Origin of the sequence: Myxococcus qinghaiensis, assembly GCF_024198215.1 — a bacterium.
GTDB lineage: Bacteria > Myxococcota > Myxococcia > Myxococcales > Myxococcaceae > Myxococcus > Myxococcus qinghaiensis.
In genome coordinates, this window is record NZ_JAKCFA010000004.1 from 384,634 (window position 1) to 411,287 (window position 26,654).

Sequence of the window (26,654 nt, forward strand, 5' to 3'; positions counted from 1 at the left end):
TATGCGCCACGTAACTTGCCGCCCCCGTGGTACCCCCTCCGGAGGAGTCGTGAGCCGTCTGAAGAAGTCCGCCGTCACCCTCGCCGTGGCGCTGGCCGCCGCCAGTTGCTCGGATCCGGTCGACAAGGCGGCCAAGGCGCGCATCTTCTCGCCGGAGGACCCGCCCAAGGTGGTGGCCTCCGCCCAGCAGAAGCTCCCGCCGGAGGATGTCGCGGAAAACCCTCAGGTGGCCCGCCGCATCCTCGGCATGGACGCCGCCGAAATCACCGAGCGGCTGGGGCCCCACCGCTACCAGGCCACCCTCGGCTACGAGTGGACCTCCGCCGAGTCCAACCCCGTGAAGCTCACCGAGACGCGCACCTTCCGCGCGGGGCCTGGGGGTGTCAGCGGCGACTTCCACGGCGTGCTGGAGAACTCCCGGGACCAGGGCCTGGAGGTCATGCGCGTGGGGGGGCAGGTGTTCGCCCGCAACCGGTATGGCCCGTTCCGTCAGCGGCTGCGCGACCGGGGCATGGCCGAGCGCACCCGCACGGAGCTGACCGGCGCCATCCGCGACTTCGACAGCCTGTTCCAGGGGCGGCTCAAGCTCGCCCCGCAGGGCACCGTCACCTATGAGGGGCGCACGGCGTGGCGCTACGTGGTGACGCTGGCGCCCGCGTCGGAGGCCGATGGCTCCCGGCCGCTGCCGAAGCTGTTCGAGCCCAAGGGCGGAGCGGACGAGACGACGCGTCGGCGCGCGAACTTCTTCGCCCACCGGCTGCCGCGCTCCTTGGATGGAGAGGTGCTGGTGGACGCGGCCACCTCCGTGGTGCTCAAGGCCCGGCTGGACGGGCGCGTGGGCGTGCCGTCGGAGAAGACGCCCGAGGCGGCGGAGCTGCGGCTGACGCTGGAGGCGGCCCTGTCCGAGCTGGGCAAGGACCCGAAGCTCGCGCCGCCCGAGGAGTTCCTCCCGGACGCGGACAAGCCCCAGGGTATCGCCGACGCGTTGGACCGCTTCGGCATCGAGCGCGCGAAGCCCGAGGGTGCCAAGAGCACCACGACGGGCGAGACGCCGCCCGAGCCCGAGGACGAGGCCGCGACGGAGTAGGCCGTTTCACGGGTGGGGCGCCCCAGGTGGGCGCCCTCCTGGCGGCCCCGGCGGAGTCGTCCGGTTCGCGGGAGAGTGCTCCACATGGGGCGTCCCCCGACGGAGTCGTCCATCGCGGTTGCGCGGCAAGGGCTGCTCGACGAGGCCCTGGCGGAGTCGAGCGGAGGCCTTTGGCCGAGGCCCACTGTTCGGGACAGGCGAGTCATGGGGGTGGGAGAGCCCGGCGCTCCGAGCCAGGCCGCCTGCCCTGACCGCATCGCCCGGACACTCGAGGCAGCGGTGCCGTCTCGCCGCTCAAGCCCCTGGATTCACACGAGTCCTCGGGTGGCGTGTGCCTTGCTCTCCTCGGGCCCCATGCGCCGTCTCCCCCTCCTGCTGCTGTGCCTGTGCGGGCTCTTCGCGCCGCTCGCGAGCGCGGAGCCTCCCTCCCGCAGCCTGGGCGTCACGGCGTTCCCGGTGGGGGCGTTCGTCCTGAAGGACCCGGACGGGCGGCGGGAGGTGGGCTACAGCGCGGGGCTGGCGTGGAGCTATCGCCGGGAGCAGTCCTTCCTGGAGGTGGGCGGACACATGGCCTCCAACCGCCGGCTCACCGAGGCGACCCCCATGTCCCTGCGAGTCACGCTTCCCGATGCACGCCGGGTCCGCCCGTACCTCGGGCTGGGGGTGAGCCTCCTGGTGTCCCATGGCCGGGAGGGGGAGGAAGCGCCGCGGGTCCTCCAGTTGGGGCCGGAGCTGTGCGGGGGAATGGACGTGGAGCTGGGGGGCCGGCTGTTCCTGTCCGCCCAGGCCCGCTACCAGAATTTCTCCGCCACCGGCTCCCCGTTCTCCGGGCGGCGCCAGGCGCTTTCCACCGCGTTTCTGGGAGTGGGAATGCACCTGTAGGCGCCCTCTGGCGCTACAGGGCGGGAGCGACCTGTTGGAAGAAAATTTGCGCCAACTCTTGCGTCCTCTACAATCCCCGACGGTTGCGGCTCGGACGCGTCCGACATGCTCGGATGTTCAGCATGCTGCACAACAAGGGAGCGGAGATGGAGCGCAAGGTCGGGAGTAGCACGGTGACGGCCAAGGAGGTCAAGGCGGCGCTGGAGAAGACGCGCACGCTCACGGCCGAGGAGGAGAAGGCGCTGCGCATGCGGCATGGCGCCGGCGCTTCCAGCACGCGAGCTCCGCTTCCGCGCGCGGCCGGCGACAACGAGGAGCTCGGCGATGAGCTGCTCGTCATCGAGATGCAGCTGATGAAGGCCATGCGCGCTCGCGCCGCGGCGGCCAAGACGCCGGCCACCAAGGCGGCGGCGCCCGAAGCGCCTCGTGCACGCGAGACGGCCGCCAACCCGACGAAGGACAAAATCGTCCGGGCGCTGCGCAAGAAGAAGTAGTCGCTCGCGCGGCCACCACTACCGGTTGAGGATGGCCACGAGGCGCTCCCCCGCCTCGGGCAATGCCAGCGGCGCGCCCGATACCTCCGTGGCCAGTCCTTCCGCGTCATCCGTTCCACCCCGAGCGTACAGCCCCTTCAACCAGGCGGCGGCGTTCGGGTTCCTCCAGAAGTCCTCGTTGAAGCGCTCGGTGAGGCGCCTGGTGAGTCGGGCCTCCAGGGCCCAGGCGCGCAGGTAGTGCGCCACGTACAGCTGCGGGTCCACGTCGTACAGGTAGAACCCGAGATGTGGCTCCGCGAAGAGGGCGCGGCGCTGACCATCGGCGTACTCGTCGGCGCGCTCGGTGGACGGGCCCTTGGCGCACAGCGACAGCTCGTAGGACAGCTTCGCGCAGTGGCGGCGCAGCACGCTGAGCGACTGGAACGCGGCCATCCGCGCCGTGTCGTGCGCGAGCATCGTCGCCAGCCCCAGGTAGCGCTTGAGCCACTCGGAGGACAGCAGCAGTCGCTCGAAGACGGCGGCGTGGGCCTCCGTCACGGCCGCGTCGCCCAGGCGGCGCAGCTCCATGGGCAGGTCCCCCGAGACGTGGGCGCGGTGGTGGGCGTGGCCCAGCTCATGGAGCAGGCTGCCCACGGCGTCCAGTCCACCGCGAGGCTGGAGCACCACGCGGATGTCGTCCGGCACGCGGATGGTGACGACGAAGGGGCGGGGCGACTTGCCGGGGCGGTCCTCCTCGTCCATGCGGATGCGGCCTCCGGCGTTGGGCGTGAAGCCCCACTCGCCCAGCCACTGGCGCACCGCGGGCCAGGCGTCCTCCCGGCGGAAGTGCTCGTCCAGCCAGGGGGCCTGGAGCGCGGCCTGGACGTCGTGCCTTCGCGCGTCGCCAGCGGGCAGGGGCCGCAGCTGCGGGTCCGTCTTCTTGAGCACGTACGTGAGCACGTCGCGGTAGGCGTCCTCGGTGTGCTTCAGCGTCAGCCTGGCGGCCTCGGCGAGCTGGGGGTAGTCGATGCCGGTGATGTCCCCGCGCAGGGTGACGTAGTCGCTGGCGCCCAGCCTCTCGGCGGTGAGGAGGGCGGCTTCGCGGCGGTCGGCATAGGGGCCGCGGTTCTCCCAGAGGTAGTTGCCGACGGCGCGCTCCAGGCCGGCGCGGCGGGCACGATTGGGCTCGTGGGGAAGTCGACTCATCGCCCCGGCGAAGTCGAAGGACTCGTCGTCGACGTTGAGCACCGCGTTGGCTTCCACGGTGGCCATGGCCTGGGCGGGACGGGCGGCGAGGGCCTCTTCCACCTGGGTGGCCACCAGCTCGCGCACGAGCTGGATGCGGCGGATGGCGAGGACGTCGTTCTTCGCGCGGGCCTTGGCGAGCGCCTCGGTGGCGGCGACGAAGGTTTCCGGGGCGGACAGCTCCGGGAAGGAGGCGTGGAGGCTCGCGATGGGAAGCTCTCGCGCGAGGCCGGCACCATGCCGGTACTGAAGGGTGGCCAGCTCGGCGAGGAAGTCGTCCAGCCGCGTGCGGACGGCGTGTAGGGGGCGGTCCATGGGCGCGGACCGTACCAGGGCTCGCGCGCATAAAGGGCCGAGGGTACGAGGCTCGGTCGTTTGTCGGGCTTTCTTGGCACCAGGAATCCCCAGAGGTGCGCGGGCTCCTGCTTGTGGTTCGCCGTGCCTTTCTGTAGCGAGCAGCCCGGCATTGGACGCGTGTGAGGTGGGCCGTGAAGCGTCGGACATTCCGGGCGGAAGGCGCGCGGGCGGTGGTGGAGGCGGTGGCCGCGGAGCTGGGCCTGCCCGTGGAGCAGGCGCGCGGGCTGGTGGAGGTGGGCGCGGTGTACGTGGCGGGACGGCGCTGCAGGGATTCGAAGGCGCGGCTGACGCCGGGGCAGGTGGTGGCGGTGGTGCTGGAGGAGGGCGGTCACAGTCCTCTGGAAGAGGCCCCCGCCGCGCCCATGTTCCGCGTGCTGCATGAGGATGAGGATGTCCTGGCGGTGGACAAGCCGGCGGGACTCAACGCACAGCCGACGGAGGCCCGCGTGGGCGCGAGTCTGGTGGACCAGGTGAGTGGCTACCTGGGACGCGAGGCGGGGCTGGTGCACCGGTTGGACCGGGAGACGTCGGGGGTGACGGTGTTCGGCAAGACGCCCCAGGCGACGTCCGCGCTGGCGGCGGAGTTTCGCGAGGGCCGGGCGCGCAAGCGCTACGTGGCGGCCACGGCGCCTGGGCTGCCGGAGTCGGGGACGGTGGACCTGCCGCTGTCGAAGGACCCGTCGCGTCCGGGCCGCTGGCGCGCGACTCGCGCGGCGAATGGCGTGCCCGCGCTGACGCACTTCCGCACGCTGTATGCGGGGCCGGAGTTCTGCCTGGTGGAGCTGCTGCCCCAGACAGGACGCACGCACCAGCTGCGCGCGCACCTGACGGCGCTCGGGGCGCCCATCCTCGGGGACTCGCGGTATGGTGGCGCGGCGAGGGCGGGAGGGGTGGAGGCGGCCCGGTGTCTGTTGCATGCGCAGGCGCTGGAGCTGGCGCATCCGGCCACGGGAGCACCGCTGCGCGTGGAGGCGCTGGTGCCCGAGGACTTGCGGCGCTTCTTCACCCTCGCGGGAGTCCTGGTGCCTCAGGGGGCCGTGCCTGAGAAGTGACGGGCCGCGCCGTCACCGCGTGCCTCCGCGTCATCCTGGCGCCGTGGCCTCCTGGCTCGCCCGCTTCAGGGCCGCCACCAGACCTTGGCCACCGCCGTCAAGTGTCTCCACGCGCGAGTCGCGGGCTTTACCGGCCGCACGGCGCGGGGGGCCATCGTCGAGCCAGCGTCGGCAGCAAGCAGGCGAAGGTCCTGGAGGGTGCCTTCCAGGAGGCTCTCCACCGCTCGGACCGTGGTGGGCTCGGCATTTCGCGCGGGAAGCATGACGGTGACAGCCGGGATGGCCCGCGTTGTGTAGACTGCCGCACCCATGGGTGGCGTGAGAAACGGCAAGGGCGCCGACACGCCGGAGCCCGCGGCCGTCCGACAGGAGGTGCCGCGTTCCGGCATGCTCGAGGTCGGGCCGACGGACGATGCGGAAGTCGGGGTGGCTCGCCACTTCGGGGCCGCTGTGCGCTGGCTGCGCGAAGGCGCCCCCTCGCGGGCCTTCGAGGCGCTGGAGAACGCCTGCCGCACCTTGCCCATGTCCCCCCGTCTGGCCGCAGGGCTGGTGCGCTTCGCGCGAAGCGCGGGGGCTGAAACCGTTGTCATTGGATTGCTGGATTCCGTTCCGGCCACCGCGCCCGCCGAGGTGCGGCGCGCCGTGCGTCGCCAGCTCGCGAGGGTGTTGCGGCGGACGAACCAGACGGCTCGGGCTGTCTCCGTGCTCGAAGCCGTGGTGGCGGAGTTCCCCGAGGAACGTCGCTCGCGGCGGGTCCTGGAGGTGCTCCGCGCGAAGGGTCGAGGGGACCTCGCCCCGGCACCGACGAGCGCGGTGCTGGAGAAGCGGCCCACGAAGAAGTCGGGCGTTCAGGCCCTGGCGGTCTGGGAAGAGGACGAGGTCGACTACCACGCGGCGACGGTGGTCGATGCGACGGGAGCGACTTCGGGTCCGCCCCCCGTGTTGCCTCCGCCTCGCACGCTGACGATGGAGCTGGCGCGGGTGCAGTTCCAGGTAGAAGGGCCGCCCCTGGGGTTGACGGTGCCTGGCGGAGCGTCGGCTCGGAGCGTGGGGCCCGAGGTCGGGAGCGTGCATGAGGCTCCGACGACTGTGGCGCCGAGTGGAGCGGGGGCGCGTTCGGTCGAGCGCGCTGAATCCGCGCCCCGGGTTCCGGCGGATGTTCCGTTTCCGTGGGATGTGGCGCCGACGGAGTCCGTGCCTCAACCGGGTACCTCTGCTGGAGGGCAGGGGATACGGGCCGGTGGATTGCCCGCGGATGCGGTGGTGCCGGGCTCGAAGGTGGAGGGTGGGGCGGGGAAGTCGTCGGAGGATTCTGGTCCCGGCGCGGCGCGGAGTGATGCCGTGGACCTGTCGACGAAGGCGGCTCCGGAGGTGGGGTTGCTCGACGTCGAGGCGTCTCCGACCGAGGTGGATTCGCTCGCGAGGCAGGGCGTCGCGGGGACGCTGGCGACCGAACAGACGTCACGTGCCGGGCACGGTGATGGGGCGGTCGCGCCGACCGAAGTGGCCTCGAGTGCTGTGCGGAGCGACTCAGGGGCCCTGCTGAATGATGCGGCCTCCGGTGCACTCGGTGGCTCGGAGGGCTCGCCGGACAATGCGGCCTCCGTCGGGACGGGCGTCGCGGAGGATTCGCCAGACAAGACGGCTTCCAGTGGACTCAGTGGCGCGGAGGTTGTGCAGAACACGGCGGCTTCCAGTGGACTCAGTGGTGCGGAGGTTGTGCCTGGCACGACGGCTTCCATCGGCTCCGGGAGTACGAAGGCTCAGTCGGGCACGACGGCTTCAATCGGCTCCGGGAGTGCGAAGGTTGCGTCGAGCACGACGGCTTCCAGTGGACTCGGTGGCGCGGAGGTTGCGCCGAGCACGACGGCTTCCGTTGGTGCCAGCGGAGTGGCGCTGTCGCCGAGCCAACTGGCCACTGGTTCGGGTGGCGTGGATGATTCTCCGAGCAAGGTGGCATCCACGGGTTCGGGCGGAGTGGATGCTTCGCCGAGTCAGGCAGCTCCTACTGGGGCGAGTGATGCGACTGCCTTGTCGACAGAGGTCGCCTCGCGTGTCGGACTGAGTGATGTGGATGCGTTGCCGACCGAAGTGGCTTCTGCTGGCGGGCCGGGCGATGCGGGGGCGTTGGCGAAAGGGGAGGCCTCAAACGCGGGACGAAGTAATGCTGCGGCTTCTCCGACCGAGGCAGCTCCTGGCGCGAAGTTGAACGACACGGGGGACGTGTCAGCAGGGCCCACTCCGAGCGGCGTGGTGGACCGTGCGTCGTCCCGCACCGTGCGAATCCCGACGCCGACTTCAACCCGTGCCTCGTCACACGAGTCGACTCCGAACACTGAGTCACAGGTCGCGTCGAGCCTGGAGTTGACCGCTCCGACGGCCTCGCCCATCAGCACCGAGCCGAGCGTGAGTCGGACCGACGCGCTGGCTTTGCCTCTCGATGCGGAGCCTGGCGCAAGCAGGGCTGACAGGGTGGCGTCGCCAGTCCAGCCGCCGACGGACGCGGTGAAAAATGACGAGGTGGCTCCGGCCCCGCGCGCCGAGCCGAGCGACAAGGCGATTCCTCCCAAGGAGGGTGCACCAGGCTCCCCTCGCGCCACCGCGGACGCACCGGAGGACGACGGCGAGTTCCGTGCGAAGACCCAGGTAGAGATGCCCGCTGTCAGGGTCCAGGACCTGTTCCCCTGGGATGCGCCTCCTCAGGAGGCACCACTCCCCGCGCGGTCTCCCAGCGCGAACCCGACTCCTCCCTCGAAGGGGAAGCCCGCTGCCTCGGGTTCGCCACCCGTCCTCCATCCGGTGGGCGTGGAGCCCGCTCGCTCCAAGCCCCAGCCCACGCCAGCTCCCACACGAGGCGAAGACGCTCCGCGCTCGGAGACGATGGAGGTCTCGCTCGCCGACCTCTTCGCCGCGTTGGGAGGTGCGCCCGTCGGCGGTTCACAGCCTCTGCGCTCGGAGCCTGGCGTCCCAGGCACGGGCGGTCCTGTCTCGGCGCGCCCTGACCCGGTGGCCCCGTCCCGGACCGGGCGCTCGGGTGCTGCGGAGCCCACTCCTGGCGAGGATGCGGAGGAGCTGGCGCGTTCGCGGAAGCTGGAGGCGCAGTTCGTCGCGCGTCGAGCGTGGCGTGAACTGGCCCAGCTCTATCTCAAGCGCGCGGACCGGGCGAAAGACCCGGTGGCTCGGGCGGAGGCGCTGACGCGACTCGCGGAGGTGATGGAGACCGAGCTCCAGGACCCCGCTGGCGCCGCCCGAATGTATCGGGAGATTGTCGAGCTGACCGGAGACCGCGCCGCGCTGCGCGAGCAGGTCCGCTTGCTGGCCTCGCGGGACGACGCCTCGCTCGTTCGGCGGGCGCTCGACGAAGCCATCCAGCGGGCGAGGACAGGCCGCGCGCGCGCCACGGCGCTGCTGACTCGGGGAGAGCGCTGGCTCCACATGGGGGAGCCTGAGAAGGCCCGTGCGGACTTCGAGGCCTCGGAGGCGCTCGCGCCAGATTTGCTTCCCGCCCTCGCGGGCCTGCTGTCGTGTGTCGAGGACTCGGAGCGCTCGGCCGTCGCGAAGCGACTGCATACCGTGCTCGCCGCGACGCCACGCCGGGCGGCGGACCGCGCGGAGGCGCTCAAGGTGCTCGCGCGCACCGCGGAGGAACAGCTCGGGGATTCCCGCCTCGCGCAGTGGGCCTGGGGCGAGGTGCTCATCGAGAGCCCTGACAGTGAGCAGGCTCGTGAGCGCCTCCTGTGGCTCGCGCGAGAGCTGGGGGACACGGCGGCACTCGCGCAGCTTCTGCGCGCGCAGATAGCACGCGAGTCGCGAGGCCCGCTCGCACGGCAGTCCCGTCTGGAGCTGGTGGCGACCCTGGAGGCATCGGGGGATGACGAGGCCGCGCTGAATGAGCTGCGTCAGGCGGTGCGCTTCGAGCCGGGACACAAGGAAGCGTGGCTGTTGCTGGTGGAGCGTTTGCTGGCGCGGGACAACAAGGGCGAGGCGGCCTGGGCGCTCGAACAGGCGGCCACCGCGACCGAGGATGAGCTCGAGCGCGAGCAGACCTGGGACCGGCTGGCGCGCATGTGGCGTGAGTCGCTCGGCAATCCCGAGCGCGCACAAGTCTATGCCCGTCGAGCGGAGGGACTGAGGCTCGCACGTGAAGAGCAGGAGGCGGCGCTTCCTCCCGAACCTCCTCGCAGCGCGACACCTCGCCGCGAGCCGAGTGGACCGAAGTCGCTCCTCGTTCCGTTGCCCGTGACGACGACGTCGCTCGTCGCGGCGGGTCGCGATGACCTGTCCGAGGAGATTACGTCGACCTCAGACCCCAGTGCGCTTCCCGGTGGGCCAGACGAAGGCCAGGGGCAGCGAGGTGCGAAGTCAGCGAGCACGTCCGGCGCGCAGGGTGGTGGCGCGGGTGCGCGCGTCGAGCGGTCCGCATCCCAAGGGAGTTCAGCCGCCGCGTCTGCTGGAGCAGAAGGCGCTCGCGAAAGACCCGCTGGCGCGCGTGCCGAGAAGCCCTCGGCGCGCGGCGAGAAGTCCACGCCCGCTCGTGGCCCCGCAGCACACGAGGACGCGCTGGCGGCCCTCGGGCCGGAGCTGGACAGGCCCGCGCCTTCTGGGTCGACGGTGGTCTTCGGCGAGAATGCGCCCTCGCCGCGCACGGACAAGCCCGCCGCCGAAGCCAAGGGGCCAACGGCTCCTGAGGCTCCTCGTGCTTCCGCTGCTCGCGGCGAACGGGCCGCCGCGCCGCCAGCACGTGCCGCGCTTCCGGTGGATGGTGCCTCCGCCCAACGTGTCGAGCGTGCTTCCGCTCCGCCCGCGCGCGCGGCCGCACCGTCCGACAGTGCCCCCGCTACACGAGGTGACCGAGTTTCCTCGCCACCCGCGCGCGGCGCCGTACCAGCCGACAGTGCCCCCGTTGCACGCGGTGACCCAGTTTCCTCGCCACCCGCGCGCGCGGCCGCACCGTCCGACAGTGCCCCCGCTGCACGCGGCGAACGCGCCTCCGCGCTGCCCGCGCGCGCGGCTGCTCCATCAGACAGTGCCCCCGCTGCACGCGGAGAACGTGCCCCGGCACAGCCCGGCCGCGCCGCCGCACCGTCCGACAGCGCCTCCGCGGCACGCAGTGAACGCTCCTCCGCGCCGCCAACTCGCGCTCCTGCACCAGCTGAGAGTGCCCCCGCAGCACGCGGCGAACGAGCCTCCGCGCCACCCGCACGCGCCGCACCATCCGATAGCTCCCCCGCGGCACGTGGCGAACGAGCCTCCGCGCCACCCGCACGCGCCGCACCGTCCGACAGCGCCCCCGCGTCACGCGGCGAACGAGCCTCGGCACCACCGGCACGCGCCGCACCGTCCGACAGTGCCCCCGCTACGCCTCCCGCTGCACGGGGAGATCGCGCCCCAGCGCGCGCCGCCGCGCCAGTCGACAGCGCCCCCCCTGCACGAGGAGAGCGCGCCCCAGCCCGCACGGCCCCGCCGTCCGACAGTCCCCCCCCGCGCGCTCCCTCGCGTCCCGCGAGTCCTCCGGACGCACCGCGAGGTGGCAAGGCCATCGACCTGATGAGCGGCAAGCCCATGTACCTCGATGCCGCGTCCGTCCCCGAGACGCGCGTCATCTCCTGGGAAGCCCCGCCGGGCCGCATGGACCCCGTGCGCCGAGTCCTCCGGACCTCGCGTCCCGAGGGCACCTCCGCCGGTCTCGCGCCGGGCCGCTCCTTCATCTCGAAGCCCCCCGCTCAACCCGTGGGCGCCGCCGAGACGCGCGAGAGCCCCATCGTCGTCCCCGACCCCGCTCCACCGGCGGACACCGAACCGGAGGTCTTCCGTCAGCTCCGCGAGCGCCCGCTCGACCCCGTCACCTACTCGAACCTCGCCGACTTCTTCGACACCCGAGGCGACGCCCCGCGCGCCGCCCTCATGCGCGAAATCGTCGAAGCCCTCGCCGGGCGCGAAGTCCCCGTGTCCCGCCTCCAGCGGCCACCCCTCACCGCCGACGAGCGCGCGGGCCTGCGCCACCCCGGGCTGCGGACCACCTCGGGCGAGCTGCTCGCATCCGCGGGCATCGCCCTCTGCCGCCTCTTCCCCGCCCAGGGCCGCGCCGCGGATGCCTCGGAGCCCCTGCGCGCTGTCGCGGGCCCGGGCGCGCCCGCCGTCCTCGACGCCCTCCACACCTCAGCGCGAGTGCTCGCGGTGAACCTGCCGGAGCTCGTGCTCGCCGAGGACGACGGCCCGCCCTTCACCGCCGTCCACACCGACAAGCCCCGCCTCCTCGTGGGCCGCGCCGCGATTCACCAGGCCCTGCCCGCCGCGGAGCTGCGCTTCCACGCGGGCCGCGCCCTCGTGTCACTGTCCCCGGACCTGCTCGCCCTGCGCGCGCTCAAGGGCGCCCAGCTCCTGCGCGCCCTGGCCCTCTTGTCCACCGTCCTCAAGAACCCCAAGGACTCCAGCTCCGACGCGCGACTGGTGCGCGAGACGCTGTCCCCGCGCGCCCTGGAGCGCACCCTGGAGCTGCTCGACTCCGGCACCCGGGACTTCAACGCCTCATCCCTCGCGGATGCCGCACGCGACTCCGCCAACCGCGCGGGCCTGGTGGCCTGCGGCGGCGTGGGGCCGGCGGTGACGGTGATTCGCTCGCGCCGCTCGAACGACTCGGAGCTGGTGGAGCTGCTGCGCTTCGCCGCGTCCGAGCGCTACCTCGCCCTGCGCGTGCCGGCCCGCTGAAGGCCCCCCTTCAGTTCATCTGCATGCGGATGGTGAGCGCCAGCATCCGGCTCTTCTCGCCACCCAGCTCGTACCGGTACGCCAGGTCCAGACCGCCACCCGTCTCCGTCATGAAGCCCAGGCCCGTGCTCAGCCGCGACGTGCGCGTGAAGCCGTCATACGAATAGCCCGCGCGCAGCGGAACCTGCATCCCGAGGATGTACTCGAGCCCGCCGCTGTACGTGAGCGTCGTCTTGTCGTTCGTCTCGAAGTCCGCGCGCACGTCACCGGCCAGCGTCAACATCCCCGAGTTGATGCCGAGGTGGCCCGAGTAGTACCGCGTCAGCTCCACGTTCTCGGTGTTGATGAGGTTGTGCCCGGAGATGCCCGCGACGAAGGACTCGGACAGCCGGAACAGCAGGCCCGTGTCGACTGTCACCGAGTTGGCATATCGGTCCGAGCCGCTCATCCGCAGATAGCGCGCCGCCGCGCCAAGCAGGATGCCCGGGGTCAAGGGAAACCCCACGCCCAGCGAGCTGAGATGGGCGGTGGTGCGAGCCCCGCCGCGGCCCAGGCTGACCCAGTGGTAGTCCACCCCCATGGCCAGCTTGCTGGTGGCGCCGTCGATGAGGGAGACGCCGAGCACGCCCTCCTTGAGACGGTGGTCCCAGGCCCCGGTGCCCTCGACGCGGTAGGCCGGATACAGGGCCATGGCGGCGGGATTGCCCAGCACGGCCTCCGTGCCCAGGCCCAGGGCGCGATAGGCGCCCCCCATGCCGTAGGCGCGCGCGCTCATGACATCCCTCAAGTCTTCGGAGGGCTGGGCCAGGGCGGCGGTGGAGACACACACGGCGAACAGCAGCACGACGGGACGGAGCGACATGGGGGCATCATCCTAACCAGCTTGATGGGGTGGGTGGGCGCCAATAGATTCCCTGGCCCCATGTCCGCCAACGCACCGAAGGCAGAGCCCCTCATCCGCAAGTGTGTCATCCCGGCAGCCGGGCTGGGCACTCGCTTCCTCCCCGCCACGAAGTCCATCCCCAAGGAGATGTTGCCTATCGTGGACACTCCCACCCTCCAGTACATCGTGGAGGAGGCGGTGGCGGCCGGAATCGAAGACGTCGTCCTCATCAATGGCCGGGGCAAGAGCGCCATCGAGGACCACTTCGACATCGGCTTCGAGCTGGAGACCACGCTGCGCGCCCGGGGCAAGACGGCGGACGCGGACAAGCTGCGCGCCATCGCCGAGCTGGTCCGTGTCGTCAGCATCCGCCAGAAGGAGCCCAAGGGCCTGGGCCACGCGGTGCTGTGCGCCAAGAGCGCCATCGGCAACGAGCCCTTCGGCGTGCTGCTGGGCGACGACATGATTGACGCCGAGGAGCCGGGCATCCGCCAGCTCGCTCGCGTGTTCCGCCAGTACAACCAGGCCGTCATCGCGCTGATGGAGGTGCCCGACGACGAGACGCATATGTACGGCATCGCCGCCGGCACGGACCTGGGCGACGGCGTCATCCGCATCGACCGCGTGGTGGAGAAGCCGAAGAAGGGCACCGCGCCCTCCAACCTCGCCGTCATCGGCCGCTACGTCCTGCCGCCGGAAATCTTCCCCATCCTGGAGACCCAGACGCCGGGCGTGGGTGGGGAAATCCAGCTCACCGACGGCCTGGCCACGCTCCAGAAGTCGCACGGTCTGTTGGGGTACAAATTCAAGGGTCAGCGCTATGACGCGGGCGACAAGGTGGGATACCTGAAGGCGAACATCGCCTACGCCCTCAAGCGCCCCGAGCTGCGAGGCGGGTTGCTCGAGTACATGCGTGAGGTCGTGAAGACGGAGAAGCCGTGAAGCGCATTGTCGCACTCGTCGCAGTCCTGGTGTCCTTCACCGCTGTCGCCTACGTGCTGCCGGGGGGCTCCATCCTCCGGCGCATGGTGGGCGAGCGAGATGAACTCAAGCTCTCTGGTCTGCGGGTGGAAGGCTCGCTCAGCTTCAGTGGCTCCGCGGTGAAGGAGGCGGGCGCGGCGCTGGGCGCGGCGACGGACCGTCCCGACCTGCAGGGAGATGGCGTGCTGTACCTGCGCGTGCCGGGCCGCTGCCGCTTCGAGGCCTCGGTGCCGGATGGCAACGCGCGCACCGCCGTGGTGCAGGTGGCGGGGCGTCGTCGGCTGGAGGGCAATGACATCCCCTCGCTCTCCGTGCTCGTCGCGCAGGTGTGCCCCCTCTTCGCCATGGGCGGAGGGCCGGTGCAGCAGCTCAAGGAGTCGGTGCAGCAGTACCTCCAGGGGCTGGGTGTCGACACGACTCGCACGGGGCTGGCGCGCTTCGGTGGAGAGGTCGCGTACGTGCTCGGCGACCAGGCCGAGGGGCGCTCCCAGTTCTGGGTGTACAAGGACTCCTTCCGCCCCGCGCGGCTGCGCTACACGGACTCCGCGAAGGTCGCGTGGGACGTGCGCTTCCTGGACTACAACTCGCCCGCGGTGGGTGAGGCGATGCCGCGCAGCATCGAGGTGTGGCGTGGAGACCAGCGCGTCGTGCGCTTCACCGCGCTGAAGGGCGACACCCGGGCCACGCTGGCCGACAAGCTCTTCACGCCGTAGTCACCCGGGCACCGTCGTGCGCTCCGGCCCCGCGTCGGAGCGCGCCTCGGCGGGCCGCCACATGAACCACTGGGGCGGTCCGCCGTCGAAGCACGGCTCGGTGCGCTCAAGCTCGAAGCCGAAGCCCGCATACCAGTCGCGGTTGGACGCCTTGGCCGTCTCCAGGAAGCACGGCGCGCGCGTCTGCTCGGCCAGGGCCAGGCCCGCGCGCAGCAGCCTCACGCCCAGGCCGCGCCCCTGGTGTGCCGGGTCCACGGCGATGGTGGCCAGGTACCAGTGCGCGGGCGTGTGCGGGTGGTAGCGCTCGAGCCTCGCCAGCGCCTGGAGCGCCAGCCGCGCGCGTCCCGGGAAGTAACGCAGGCCCGCCCAGACGGTGGGCAGGAATCCCGCCTGTCTGCCGAGTGACTGCGGAAACGCTCCGGGCCGCAGCCACGCCGCCACCCCCGTCAGTCGTCCATCCTCGACGGTGGCGTGCACCACGCCGTGCTCCAGGCAGTCGCGCACGGTGGCCAGGTAGAAGGCCGACGCCACATGCGCGCGCTGCTCCGAGGGGCCCGGAAAGAGCTCCGCGAGGAAGGGGTAGTCGTCGAAGGCCCGCGCGCACATCGGGCCCACCTGCTCCAACAGCTCCAGCCCCAGGTCCTGGACGCTCACCGTCATGGGGACGCGACTGTAGTCGGCCTCCGGCGGGCCGCGCGCGCCTCGGCATTAATCCCCATCAATGCGCCACCTGGGGAGCAGCGGACTCTACCTGTCAGAGGTCCCTGTTTCGTCTCCCACCCCAAGGAGTCCCCGATGGCCTGGCTCGACAGCAAGATTCGCTCTGGTGGTCTGGTGCAGCCCCAACCCCTGAAGGTCGAGTCGCCTCCGCCCCTCCGCCTCCGCCGCCTCTCGCGCCGCCGACGGGCATGTCGACGAAGGACGAGTTCGTCGCCGCCAGCGCGCCCAAGCCGGGCATGCCCGCGCTCGGCGTCGTCGCGGGGCCGCCTCCGGCGCAGGACCTCATCCAGCAGGAGGCCCAGGCGGTGGCGGAGTCCTTCCGCACGGGCGGCGCCTCCGCGGCGGCTCAGAAGCTCCAGGAGCTGGTGAGCCAGCACCACGGAGACCCGGCGACGGGCGCGGACCCCACGTACGCGGACAAGCTCCTCCAGGCGGCGCAGCCGACGCTGGACCAGGTGAGCCAGGTCCTCGGGCACCGGGCTGGCAACGACGTGGACGACGACACGAAGGACGCGTTCGGAAAGAAGAACGTCACGCGCGACACGCTGACGGCGCTGGCCGCCGTCGCGGAGAAGGCGGGCCCCGAGGCCCTGAAGTCCCTGGGCAAGACGCTCGCGACGGGGCTGCCCGACAACGGTCAGCTCAACCAGTTCGACGACGTGCTCAAGTCCCTGAAGAAGGACCAGGCGGTGGGCGTGGCCAGGCTGGGCGGCGCCACCGTGACGGAGCTCCAGGGCCTGGGCAAGCAGCAGGCCGCGAAGGAGCTGTCCAAGGACCATGACGCCATCGACTACGGCGGACGGTGGAAGCCCGGCCAGCCCCTGTCCGAGGCGAAGAACGCCCACCTGACCAACACGCAGGAGCAGCTCGCCGACGCGGTGAACAGCGACCACAACTGGTTCGAGGGCGACGTCCAGCTCAACTCGGACGGCGTCCTGGAGATGAGCCATGGCGAGGGCGGCAACCAGCTCTCGCTCAAGGACTGGCTCGCGAAGGGCAAGCAGCTGGGGGTGGGCATGAAGCTCGACATCAAGTTCGACGACCCCAAGGTCGAGGACCCCGCGAAGCAGAAGGCGGCCTTCGAGGAGATGCTCAAGCTGGCGAAGGAGTCGGGGATTCCGGACGAGCGGCTGATGTTCAACGTGGGCATCGGCGAGACGAAGCAGTTCGGCTCCACCATCCGCGAGCTGTTCCCCAACGCCACGCTGGCCGTCAATCCCTCCAACGGTGACGGCAAGCTCAACGAGGCGGAGGCGAAGGAGATGATTGCCGTCGCCGAGCAGGCGGGCCCCGGGCCGGTGACGTACGTCGTGAACTACGACAGCATCACCCACGAGCGGTATGCGAAGAACGAGGAGATAGACGCGTCCCTCAAGCTGCTGGAGGAGAAGGGGAGCGTCTCGGTCTGGAACTCGTACCAGCACCCCGGCAAGAGTCCGGTGGGCGACCCCAAGCAGGCCACCGAAGAGCTGCGGGAGCGCGGCGTGACAGGGGTGGTCGACCTGCGCAAGTCGCCCTGGTACACGCGCCTCGCCGAATACTGACCCGCGTCGTCCTGTCGTCGGGCGCACGCCGTCGAGCCGACGCCCATGCCTCCTTCCGACTCCCAGTCCCGCGTCGCGGTGCTCCTCGCCACCCAGGAGGACGGCGCGCGGTTCGCCGCGCTCGAGCGGGCCTCCGGTGAGCTGTTCCGTCAGCTCGACGACCTGGCCTGGATTGCCGACGACGACGTCATGGAGGAGGCCGACCACCGCCCGCACATCCTCGCGGGCACGGTATGGGTGGCCCGGGACGAGGACGCGGGCGTCGTGGGCTTCCTCACCGCTCAGGCGGTGGGCTCCGCGCTGCACGTCTGGCAGATGGCGGTGCACCCCTCGCATCAGCGGCGAGGCCTGGGCCGTGCGTTGCTTCGGGCCGCCGCCGCGCATGCTCGCGAGGCGGGCCTGTCCACCCTCACCCTGACCACCTTCCGCGACGTGCCGTGGAATGAGCCCTTCTATGTCGGGCTCGGGTTCACCCGCATTCCGGATGACGCGCTGGATGCTCGGCTCCGCGAGGTGCTGGAGCACGAAGCGCGCGCGGGTCTGCCGCGAGAGCGGCGCTGTGCGCTGTGGATGGACCCGCGAGCGATGGTGGGCTGAGTCGAACGTCCGCCCGGATGGGTGACGTGCGAGCGGGCACTCCCACGGGGTGGGGAGGGTGGATGCGCGCGCCGCACGCGACAGGACGTGGACCGGAGGGCGGGGCCATGTCAGACAGTCCTGGCACTGTGGTTCCCGGTAGCAGGACGGACGGGGCAGGGGCGGTGGTTGAAGGGAGTGCCATGGAACAGCGACCCTTGTGGGACGAGCCGACGGAGAGCGTGGCGGACACCCCCTCCACCACGGGTTCCATGCAGGTGCGCACCTCGGGTGCGAGGCGCCGCCGGGAACTGTCCCCGCCGGTACAGGCCGCTACAGTGGCGCCCGCGTTGAGCGAGAGTCCTCCCGTCCTGGCGTCCGTCGCCGTGGCCCGCCCCGTCCGGGGTGAGTTCACCTATTCCGTGCCGGAGGCCCTCCTGGGCCACCTGGCGCCGGGGCAGCGCGTGCTGGTGCCCTTCGGCCGAGGCACCGCGCTGGGCTTCTACCTGGGGCCCGCGAACAAGCCGCTGGGAGAGAAGGTCCGGCTCAAGCCCATCCAGCGCGTGCTGGAGGACTCGCCCTCCCTGCCCAAGGACCTCATCGCGCTGTTGCGCTTCGCCGCCGAGCACTACCGCTATCCGCTGGGCGAGGTCATCCGAGGCGCCATGCCTCCCGGATTGTCGAAGCCGGTGGACGAGAAGGAAGCGAAGCCGGACGTGCAGCAGTTCGCGGTGGCGCTGGTGAGCGAGGTGCCTCCGGCGCTCGCTCGCGCGCATGCGCAGTCCGCGGTGCTCGCGTATCTGCTGGCCGTGGGAGGCAGCGCTCCGCTGGAGGAGGTGAGCCACGCCATCCCTGGCGCGCGTGAGCTCTTGAAGAACCTGGCCAAGAAGGGGCTGGTGCGCATCGACGAGAAGAAGCTGGAGGCGGGAGTGAAGGAGGGCCTGATTCAAGGCCGGCCGGACCGCCTCACGCTGGAGCAGGACGCGGCGGGCATCGAGCTGCGCGCGGCGCTGGACACAGGGGTGTTCCAGCCGTTCCTGCTCCACGGCGTCACGGGCAGCGGGAAGACGGAGGTGTACCTCCGCGCGGCGGAGCATGCGCTGTCGCTGGGCAAGGGCAGCCTCATCCTCGTGCCGGAAATCGCGCTGACGCCGCAGCTGGTGGGGCGCTTCCGCAGTCGCTTCGGCGCGGAAGTCGCCGTGCTGCACTCGGGGCTGAAAGACAGGGAGCGGCTGTTCCACTGGCAGGCGCTGCGTCGGGGCGAGGTGAAGATTGCCGTCGGCGTGCGCTCGGCGGTGTTCGCCCCGGTGGAGAACCTGGGGCTCATCGTCGTGGACGAGGAGCATGACCCCTCGTTCAAGCAGGACGACAGCCTGCGCTACCAGGCGCGTGATTTGGCGGTGGTGCGCGGCAAGCAGGCCGGGGCGGTGGTGGTGTTGGGCTCGGCCACGCCAGCGCTGGAGACGCTGGAGAACGTGAAGCGCGGGCGCTACCGGCTGCTGGAACTCAAGCGTCGGGTGGATGACCGGCCCATGCCCACCATCGAGCTGGTGGACCTGCGTCAGGAGCGGCCTCGCGACGGCATGGTGACGGAGGAGGCGCCCATCCTGAGTCCGCCACTGCTGGCGGCCATGGAGGAGACGCTGGGGCGTGGCCAGCAGGTCATCCTCTTCCTCAACCGACGAGGGCACAGCACGGTGCTGCTGTGCGAGGTGTGTGGGCTGTCGCTCAAGTGCAGCGCGTGCGACGTATGCCTGACGCACCACCGCTCGCAGAACCGGGTGGTGTGCCACTACTGCGGGCTGGCGATGCCGGTGCCGGACCGCTGCCTGGAGTGCACGGGCCCCATGCTGAAATTGGGCATCGGCACGGAGCGGGTGGAGGCGGAGGTCCTGGAGCGCATCCCCACGGCGCGGGTGGCGCGGCTGGACAGGGACTCGGCGACGAGCGCGGAGCGGCTGACGGAGATGCTGGCGTCGTTCGCCCGTCGGGAGCTGGACGTGCTGGTGGGCACGCAGATGGTGGCCAAGGGGCATGACTTCCCGGGCGTGACGCTGGTGTGTGTCGTCATGGCGGACACCTCCCTGGCGATTCCCGACTTTCGAGCCTCCGAGCGGACCTTCCACCTGTTGACCCAGGTGTCCGGGCGCGCGGGGCGAGGCAAGGACCCGGGGCGGGTGCTGGTGCAGACCTACAACCCGGACGCGGAGCCGGTGAAGCGGGTGCTGGCCCATGACTTCGATGGGTTCGCCCAGCAGGAGCTGGAGTGGCGCAGGGCGTTGGCATATCCGCCCTTCGCGAGGATGGCGTCCATCCGGCTGGAGGGCGAGCACCCGGAGCAGACGGCGAGCGTGGCCCGGCACCTGGGGAACCTCGTGTCCAAGAACATGCCCCCGGCATCGGCGGGGGTGCGGCTGTTGGGGCCGGCCCTGGCGCCCATCTCCAAAATCCGGGGCAAGACGCGCTGGCAGTTGCTCTTGAAGGGGCCGACGCATGTGGCGCTTGCCCCACTGCTCGCCAGGGTGGAGGCGGCCCTGGTGGACGTTCCGTCCGCGGTGAAGGTCGTGATCGACGTGGATCCGGGGGCCATGCTGTAGACTCGGTGCCCCCCCATGGGCGCACCGGTCCTCCTCGTCCACGACGACATCGCCACCATCGCCGCAGTGCGGCGTCTGCTCACCCGTAACGGGCACGAGGTCATCCTCGCGACTTCCGCCGCGGATGCGCTCATCGCCTACGGGCATCACCTGCCGGCGCTCATCGTGCTGGCCCCTGGCGTGGAGAGTGGCCGGGGGCGTCTTGTGTTGGAGGAATTGCTTCAGCATCCGGACGGGAAGGCGGCCCGGGTGTTGCTGCTGGGCGAGGCCATCGAGGGGTTCAGCGCGCCGGTGACGCCGCTGCCCCTGGATGGGACGAGCTTCGTGGCGCAGGTGGACTCGCTCATCCGCGCGCCGCCGGAGGCGGACGCGTGGCATGTGCTGGAGAACCGGAGCCTGCCGGGAGTCCGAGGGGAAGGGGCGGGAGGCGGGGAGGGCGCGGAGGCGTGGCACGCGACGGGGCCTGGGGCCGTGGGTGGGGACCCGGCGCTGGCGAATGCGCTGTTCGGGGATCTGGCGCCGCTGCACCAGACGGACTGGGAGCTGGCGGCGATGACGCGCGAGGAGCGGTCCGCGCGCGCCGAGGAGCAGGCGCATCGCTCGACGCTCGACGTGCGGGCGACGCTGGAGCAGGCGAACCAGGAGGTGGAGGCCGCGGCGATGGCGTCCATCCAATCCGCGCGAGGAGGCGAGGACTGGGGCGCGGCCGTGGCGGGTGGCGATGGCGAGGCCTTCGACGGGGGCGCGCTGTCGGCGGGCGAGGTGTTCAGGGCGGAGGGCGATGAGGCGAGCGCTTCCGCTGGAGCCGAAGGGTACGAGGCGGGTGCCGCCGCCGAAGGGTACGTGTCGAGTCCCCACGCTGGAGTTGTCGCTGACGGGTATGAAGCCAGCGCCAACGCGGGTGCCGGCACGGAAGGGTACGACCCCAGCGCTTACGCTGGAGCTGAGGGGTATGAGGCTCCTGCCGGCGATGGAACCGCAGCGGGCGGCCATGACGCCAGCGCCTACGGTGACGGTTACGCATCAGGTGCGGAGGGTTACTCAGCCGACACCCACGAGGGCGCTGACACCGGGTACGACGCAGGCGCGTACGCCGAAGGGACTGCACCCGGCTACGAAGCCTCGGACCTCGCGACAGGCGCCGAGCCCTACGGTGCGGAAGGCTACGACGCGGGCTCGCACGGTGGCGACGCACTGACGGGATACGACTCCGCGGGCTCGGACCTCCATGGCGCGGAGGGCTCCGCGACAGGTGACTCCGAGGACGGAACCGCGAACTTCGCCGAGGGCCTGCCGACGCCCACGGCGCTCGGCCCCGACGCGCTGGGCCTGGTGGGTGGCCCGGATGTCGACGGCTCCGCGACGGATGCGCTGGATGAAGCGGCGATGGACGCGGCGTATGGGACTGATGACTCGACGACGGGATGGGGCACCTCCGAGAGTGCCTCGCGCGAAGTCGCGACGTCCCCTGGGCTCGCGGGATGGGGAGGCCAGTCCGCGCAGGCGAGTGGTGCGACTCCCGGGAGCCTGGACGATGCGTTCTCCCAGGGTTTCGCGAGCGCGGTGACAGGTGAAGTGAGTCCGGGAGGCGTGAGTGGTCCTCCCACGGTCCTGTATGGCGTGAATGCTCCGGAGGCTGGGGCGCCGACGGAATGGACTGGGGCTCCGTCTGAGGAGGAAGGTGCCGTCGAGCCCTCGCCGCCGGTGGGGGGGCTCGCCTGGACGGAGGAGCCGGTTTCACGGCCCACGGCGGTGGCGCCGCGGCTTGGAGAGGACGGGTTCTTCGACGTCGACACGCCGGTGTCCTCGCAGGGGGATGCGCTCTCCGCGGCGGAAGCGGAGCTGGCCGCAATGCGTGATGGGGGCGCAAGGCCATCCGCGCCGCTCGAGTCATCTCCGTGGACGGAGCTGCCACCAGACCCCGAGGTCGAGAACTCCCTGAGGGAGCCCCCGGAAGAGGCCGCGCGGCCGTCCGAAGCGACTGGTGCCGAAGCCGAGTCCACTTCCAGCGACCTGTCAGAAGAAGAAAGCCTGCCTGCCTCTCCCTGGGACGTGTTGGAGGCGGAGCTTCAGGCCAAGGTTCGGCAGGATGACTCCGAGGGAACGTCATCGGAATCGCCCGCGAGCAGTGTTGGCGCGGACTGGTTCGACTCGGAGCCAGGTGGGGCCGAGGCTGCCGCGGACACGGTGGCAACGAATGCTCCCGTGGACTCCGCCACGAGCGATGCGGCAGCGAACGCGCACCCCGCGCAAGCTCAAGTCGATGTCACCAACGAGGCGACGGACTGGTCCGATGCGGAGCCCGGCGCCGAAGCAACGAGCGCGGATGCTGCGTCGAACGAGTTCCACGCTGAGCCAGCCACCAGGGCATCCAGCGACAACGAGACGACGGACTGGTCCGGCGCGGAGCCCGGTACCGAAGAAGCGTCGCCCGCAAACGAGGCGGCGGACTGGTCTGGCACGCAGCCCGGCACCGAAGAAGCGTCGCTCGCAAACGAGGCGACCGACTGGTCCGGTGCGGAGCCCAGCACCGGAGAAGCGTCGCTCGCGAACGATGCGACCGACTGGTCCGGCGCGGCTCCAGGGGCCGAAGAGCCAGGTACGGACGAGACGACGGACTGGTCCGGCGCGGAGCCCGGCACCGAAGCGCCAGGCACGGACGAGACGACGGACTGGTCCGGCGCGGAGCCTGAAGCAGAAGCCCCTCGTGCGGAAACAGACGGGTCTGGCGCGCAGCAAGGCGAGGATTCGCCGAGCGCGAACGATGAGACGGACTGGTCTGGCGCGGAGCCGGATGTCGCTGCTTCTGGCGCGAACGATGAGACGGACTGGTCCAGCACGGAGCAAGGCGCGGAAGCATCGAGCGCGAACGATGAGACGGACTGGTCCGGCGCGCAGCAAGGCACCGAGCTGCCTGGTCCGGACGTAGCCGGAGGCTGGTTCGACTCGGAAACCGGAGACGTGCAGTCGCCAGCCGCCATCGCCGATGCGACGTCGCCAGCCACGGAGGCGCACCCGAGCGCCGTCGCAACCGTGCTCGAGTCCAGCGGCATCACGACGCCCACGGCCGATGCATCAGTAGGGTGGTTCGACTCAGAGCCGGAAGGTCCCACGCCCGTCGAGTCCTCCCCTGGCGCCGTGTGGTTCGACGCGAACGCGAACACGGACACTGCTTCGTTGGAGACTGCCCCGGCAAGCCAGCACGCAACGGAACCAGGGACCGAACACGGGCCCTCGTCCGACGAACAGGCGACGACGCTCGCGACGAACGCTCGACTGGAAGAGTTCGAGCAACAGCTCGAGGAAGCCCACGAGCGCGTCCGTTCGCTGAGGGCCGCACTGGACCAGGAGACAGCGCTCCATCAGGACGCCGAGCGGCGAATCGAGGAGTCGCGCGAGCTGAGCGAGTCGCTGCGAGGAATCCTGGACCGCGAAGCGGCCCTGCGCGTGGAGGCCGAGGCCGCGCGAGACCGGAGCAGTGAGCAGCTCCAGTCGCTTCAGGCGCGAATCGACGCGTTGGAAGAAGAGCACTCGCGAGAGGCCACGCTGCGCGCGGAATCGGAGCAGCAACTCGAGGATGCGCGAGCGCGAGAGTCCGAACTCGCGACGGCCCAGGCACGAGAAGAGCGCCAGCGGAGAGAACTCGAAGCCGAGCTGGAGCTGTCGAAGCGGCGCGAGTCCGAGCTGGACGTTCGAAGTGGCTCGGAAACAGAGTCCCTCCGCGCGGAGCTGGCGAAACTCCAGACGCGACTCGAAGAAGCGGAGGCCCGTGCGCGGTCGGAAGCCCAGGCGCGAGCCACGGTGGACGCCGCCGCGAAGGCGACCCTGGGACGCATCGAGTCGCGCGAGCAGGACTTCATCGAGCTGCGCGGTCTACTGGAGGCAGCGGCGTCGGAGGCCCGGGAGCTCGCACGGCTGAGGGCGGAAGACGTCGCGCGAGCGGAGGCGAAGATAAGAGAGGCGCTCGTCGCGAGGGACGACGCCCAGGAGCGTGCCGACCAGGAGGCCCTGGCGAGAGCCGAGGCTGAGTCGCGTCTCGCGGAGCTGGAGGAGAAACTTCACGAGACGGAGACGCGTGAAGCGGCGGCGGCGCAGGCGCTGAGGGAAATCGAGATTCGGCTCGAGTCCGAGGCCGCGGGGCGGGTCGATGCCGAGGCCCGGGTCGAGACGGAAGCGCAGTCGCGTCGGAACCTGGAAGCGCGAGTGAAGGCCGCGGAGGTGGCGCTGGTCGAAGCGGAGGCCCGCGCTGGCGCCGAGGCCCTGGCGCGAGCCGAGTCCGAAGCCCGCGCGGCGACCGCTGACGCGGAGCGAATCGAAGCGGAGACGCGCGCGAAGCAGGAGTCGCGTGCACGTGCGGAGGCGGAGGCCCAGGCGGAGCTTGAGTCCCGCGCGCGGAGAGAAGCCGAGGCGCGTGCGGAGGCGGAGATTCGCGCCCGCGAGGAGCTGGAGTCCCAGACCGAGGCGGAGGTCCACGCGCTCGCGGAAATGGAGTCCCGTTCCTCGGCCGAGGCGAAGGAGCGACTCGACCAGGAGGCCAAGGCCCGAGCCCAGGCGGAAGCCCGAGCGGCGTCCGAGGCGAAGCAACGCGCGGAGGCAGAGGCTCGCGCGGAGATAGAGGCCCAGAGCCGGGAGGAGTCCGAAGCCCGAGCGGAGTCCGAAGCCAGGCTCCGAGCGGAAGCCGAAGCGCGAGCCGGGGCCGAAGAGGAGCTGCGAGAGGAAGCCGAAGCCCGAGCCGAATCCGAGGCGAAGCAGCGCGAAGAAGCCGAAGCCCGAGCCGAGTCCGAAGCAAAGCTGCGAGAAGAAGCCGAAGCCCGAGCCGAGTCCGAAGCGAAGCTGCGAGAAGAAGCCGAAGCCCGAGCCGAATCCGAAGCAAGGCAGCGCGAAGAAGCCGAGGCCCGAGCCCAGGCCGAGGCGAAGCTGCGCGAAGCGGCCGAGGCGGAGCAGCGCACGGAGTTCGAGTCCCGAGCGGAGGCCGAGGCGAAGCAGCGCGAGGAGGCCAAGGCCCGAGCCGCGGCCGAGGTCAGACAGCGAGCCGAGGCCGAGGCCCGAGCGGAGCTGGACGCACGACAGCGCGCCGAAGTGGAGGCCCGCGCGGAGCTGGAAGCGAAGCAGCGCGAGGAGGCCGAGGCCCGAGCGGAGACAGAGGCCCGCCTGCGCGCCGAGGCCGAGGCCCGAGCGGAGACAGAGGCCCGCCTGCGAGCGGGGGCCGAGGCGAGAGCGGAGTCCGACGCGAAGCAGCGAGTCGTCGCGGAGACCCGAGCGGAGTCGGAGTCGAGGCAGCGCGCCGAGGCGGAGGCCCGAGCCGCCGCGGAAGCCGAGGTCCGCGCGGAGGCCGAGCTCCGAGCCCAGAAGGCGGCCCAGGCGCTGGCCGAAGCGGAGGCGCGCGCGAAGACGGAGGGCCGTCACCGCACCGCGCTGGAAGTCCGCCTGGACGCCGAAGCGCGCCAGCGCGCCGCCATCGAGGCCCGCATCGACGAACAGACCCAGGCGCGAACCGAGGCGCAGCTGGAGTCCGCCCGCATCGCCGAGCAGCTCGCGCAGCTCCAGTCCCGTCTCCAGCAAGTGGAACAGGAGCTGTCCCAGGTCCGCACCGAGCGCGAGGAAGCGCGCCAGTCCCTGGAGGCACTGCACGCGGAGAAGGCGAGACTGGAAGCCGACTCGGCGGAGGAGCGAGCCCGGTCCGAGCGTGAGCGCCTGGAGCTGGAGGAGCGAGGCCACCGCGAGGCCGAGGAAGCCGCCGCGCAGGCCCGTGCGGCGCTGCTCCCCCTGGAGGCCCCTCCGGGCCGTCCCGAGCTCGCCGTATCCCGCAGCGGCAGCGTCACCCAGGAGGGCCTGTCCCGGCTGGTGCTGCGACTCTGCGAGGCGCGCATGGAGGTGCGCCTGGAGTTGAAGGTGATGAACGCGCTGCGCGTGCTGTGGCTGCGCGACGGTTCGCTGGTGGGGGCCGTGTCCTCCGCGTCCGGCGAGTCCCTCATCGACCGGGCCCGCGCGGACGGCCTCATCGACGCGCGTCAGGAGAGCGAGCTGCGGCTGGTGCGCAGCGCCACCACCGGAGCGCTGCTCGACGCGCTCCGAGGACGAGGCTACCTGCGCGAGTCAGAGGCCGTGCCGCTGGTGCAGCGCTACACGGAGCAGGTCTTCCTCGATGCCCTGGCCGAGCCGTCCACCCTGTACCGGCTGGTGCAGGAGCCCGCGCCGCACGAGGTGGCGCTCGCGGCGGCCACGCGTCCTCCGTTGTTCCTGCTGGCGGAGGCCCTGCGCAACACGCTGACGGCCGAGTCACTGCTGGCCTCCGCCGGTGGCCTCCGAGCCCGTGTCGCCCGAGGCGACCTGCACCTCTCGCCGGACGACTTCGGCCTGCCGCCGCGAGACCTCCAGCTGCTCTCCCAGGTGGATGGCGAGCACACGGTGGAGGCGCTGCTCCTGGGAGCGGGTGTGCCGCAGGACTCGGCCTTGAAGGCGCTCTCGGTGGCGCGGACGCTCGGGCTCATCGTCTTGCAGCCCGCGGACGCGGACGACTCAGGAGAGCTGCCGCCCGAGCTGGACGTCCGTCGGCTGGAAGCGAAGTTCGAGGAGATTCAGGACGCGGACTACTTCACCGTGCTGGGGCTGGCACGCACGGCGGGCAGTGAGGAGGTCAAGCGGGCCTTCGAGCTGCTCGCCGCCGAGTTCCACCCGCTGCGTTTCGCGGGTCATCCGGACCCGGCGCTCCAGCACCGCGCGCAGCAGATTCGGGGAGTCCTGTCCGAGGCGGCCCAGGCCCTGGGGGATGACCGACTGCGCTCCGAGTACGCACGCAGCCTGCTCGACTGACAGGGGGTGGACGTCCCATGCGC

14 protein-coding genes are annotated in these 26,654 nt (G+C 71.3%); 11 read left to right on the top strand and 3 right to left on the bottom strand.

All coding sequences use genetic code 11. From position 1 onward, the window contains the following. The first annotated feature begins 49 nt into the window (after window positions 1–49). The 3 genes from LZ199_RS09175 (at window position 50) to LZ199_RS09185 (ending at window position 2,463) form a co-directional block, all read left to right on the top strand. Window positions 50–1,087 (top strand): hypothetical protein, encoded by a 1,038-nt coding sequence (locus LZ199_RS09175; RefSeq protein ID WP_253993264.1) that lies wholly within the window; start codon window positions 50–52, stop codon window positions 1,085–1,087. Between the two features lie 354 nt (window positions 1,088–1,441). Next, on the top strand, window positions 1,442–1,969 hold the full coding sequence (locus LZ199_RS09180) for a hypothetical protein (protein ID WP_253993265.1): 528 nt from the start codon (window positions 1,442–1,444) through the stop codon (window positions 1,967–1,969). 146 nt (window positions 1,970–2,115) lie between these two features. Continuing rightward, window positions 2,116–2,463 carry a hypothetical protein gene (locus LZ199_RS09185; RefSeq protein WP_253993409.1) on the top strand — a complete coding sequence of 116 codons (348 nt, stop codon included), beginning with the start codon at window positions 2,116–2,118 and terminating at the stop codon, window positions 2,461–2,463. Between the two features lie 18 nt (window positions 2,464–2,481). Here the strand turns inward: LZ199_RS09185 and LZ199_RS09190 are convergent, their stop codons facing one another. Then, the gene (locus tag LZ199_RS09190) at window positions 2,482–4,002 is read right to left on the bottom strand and encodes a peptidase M3 (RefSeq protein WP_253993266.1); all 1,521 of its coding nucleotides are present in this window, start codon (window positions 4,000–4,002) and stop codon (window positions 2,482–2,484) included. Between the two features lie 173 nt (window positions 4,003–4,175). Here LZ199_RS09190 and LZ199_RS09195 point away from each other — a divergent pair, with 173 nt between their 5' ends. Both LZ199_RS09195 and LZ199_RS09200 read left to right on the top strand, forming a co-directional pair. Further along, window positions 4,176–5,096: an RluA family pseudouridine synthase gene (locus LZ199_RS09195; RefSeq protein ID WP_253993267.1), complete on the top strand. Its 921-nt coding sequence runs from the start codon at window positions 4,176–4,178 to the stop codon at window positions 5,094–5,096. 309 nt (window positions 5,097–5,405) lie between these two features. Continuing rightward, window positions 5,406–11,804 (top strand): hypothetical protein, encoded by a 6,399-nt coding sequence (locus LZ199_RS09200; protein ID WP_253993268.1) that lies wholly within the window; start codon window positions 5,406–5,408, stop codon window positions 11,802–11,804. Between the two features lie 10 nt (window positions 11,805–11,814). On the opposite strand, the gene LZ199_RS09205 is transcribed toward LZ199_RS09200, so the two are convergent. Then, entirely contained in the window at window positions 11,815–12,666 is an 852-nt protein-coding gene (locus LZ199_RS09205) for a PorV/PorQ family protein (protein ID WP_253993269.1), read from the bottom strand. Window positions 12,667–12,726: 60 nt separating this feature from the next. Between LZ199_RS09205 and galU the strand changes: the two genes are divergently transcribed. Then, entirely contained in the window at window positions 12,727–13,629 is a 903-nt protein-coding gene (gene galU / locus LZ199_RS09210; RefSeq protein ID WP_176437709.1) for a UTP--glucose-1-phosphate uridylyltransferase GalU, read from the top strand. Further along, entirely contained in the window at window positions 13,626–14,381 is a 756-nt protein-coding gene (locus LZ199_RS09215) for a hypothetical protein (protein WP_253993270.1), read from the top strand. The genes galU and LZ199_RS09215 overlap by 4 nt, the downstream gene beginning before the upstream one ends. Here LZ199_RS09215 and LZ199_RS09220 read toward each other — a convergent pair whose 3' ends face one another. After that, on the bottom strand, window positions 14,382–15,041 hold the full coding sequence (locus LZ199_RS09220; protein ID WP_253993271.1) for a GNAT family N-acetyltransferase: 660 nt from the start codon (window positions 15,039–15,041) through the stop codon (window positions 14,382–14,384). A 248-nt stretch (window positions 15,042–15,289) separates the two neighbouring features. Here LZ199_RS09220 and LZ199_RS09225 point away from each other — a divergent pair, with 248 nt between their 5' ends. From LZ199_RS09225 to LZ199_RS09240, 4 genes are all read left to right on the top strand, one after another. Then, window positions 15,290–16,645 (top strand): PI-PLC domain-containing protein, encoded by a 1,356-nt coding sequence (locus LZ199_RS09225; RefSeq protein WP_253993272.1) that lies wholly within the window; start codon window positions 15,290–15,292, stop codon window positions 16,643–16,645. A 45-nt stretch (window positions 16,646–16,690) separates the two neighbouring features. Beyond that, window positions 16,691–17,242, top strand: a complete 552-nt coding sequence (locus LZ199_RS09230; RefSeq protein ID WP_253993273.1) for a GNAT family N-acetyltransferase — start codon at window positions 16,691–16,693, stop codon at window positions 17,240–17,242. Between the two features lie 182 nt (window positions 17,243–17,424). Further along, complete coding sequence (gene priA, locus LZ199_RS09235) at window positions 17,425–19,818, top strand: replication restart helicase PriA (protein ID WP_253993274.1); 2,394 nt, start codon at window positions 17,425–17,427, stop codon at window positions 19,816–19,818. 15 nt (window positions 19,819–19,833) lie between these two features. Next, entirely contained in the window at window positions 19,834–26,631 is a 6,798-nt protein-coding gene (locus LZ199_RS09240; RefSeq protein ID WP_253993275.1) for a hypothetical protein, read from the top strand. The last annotated feature ends 23 nt before the right edge of the window (window positions 26,632–26,654 follow it).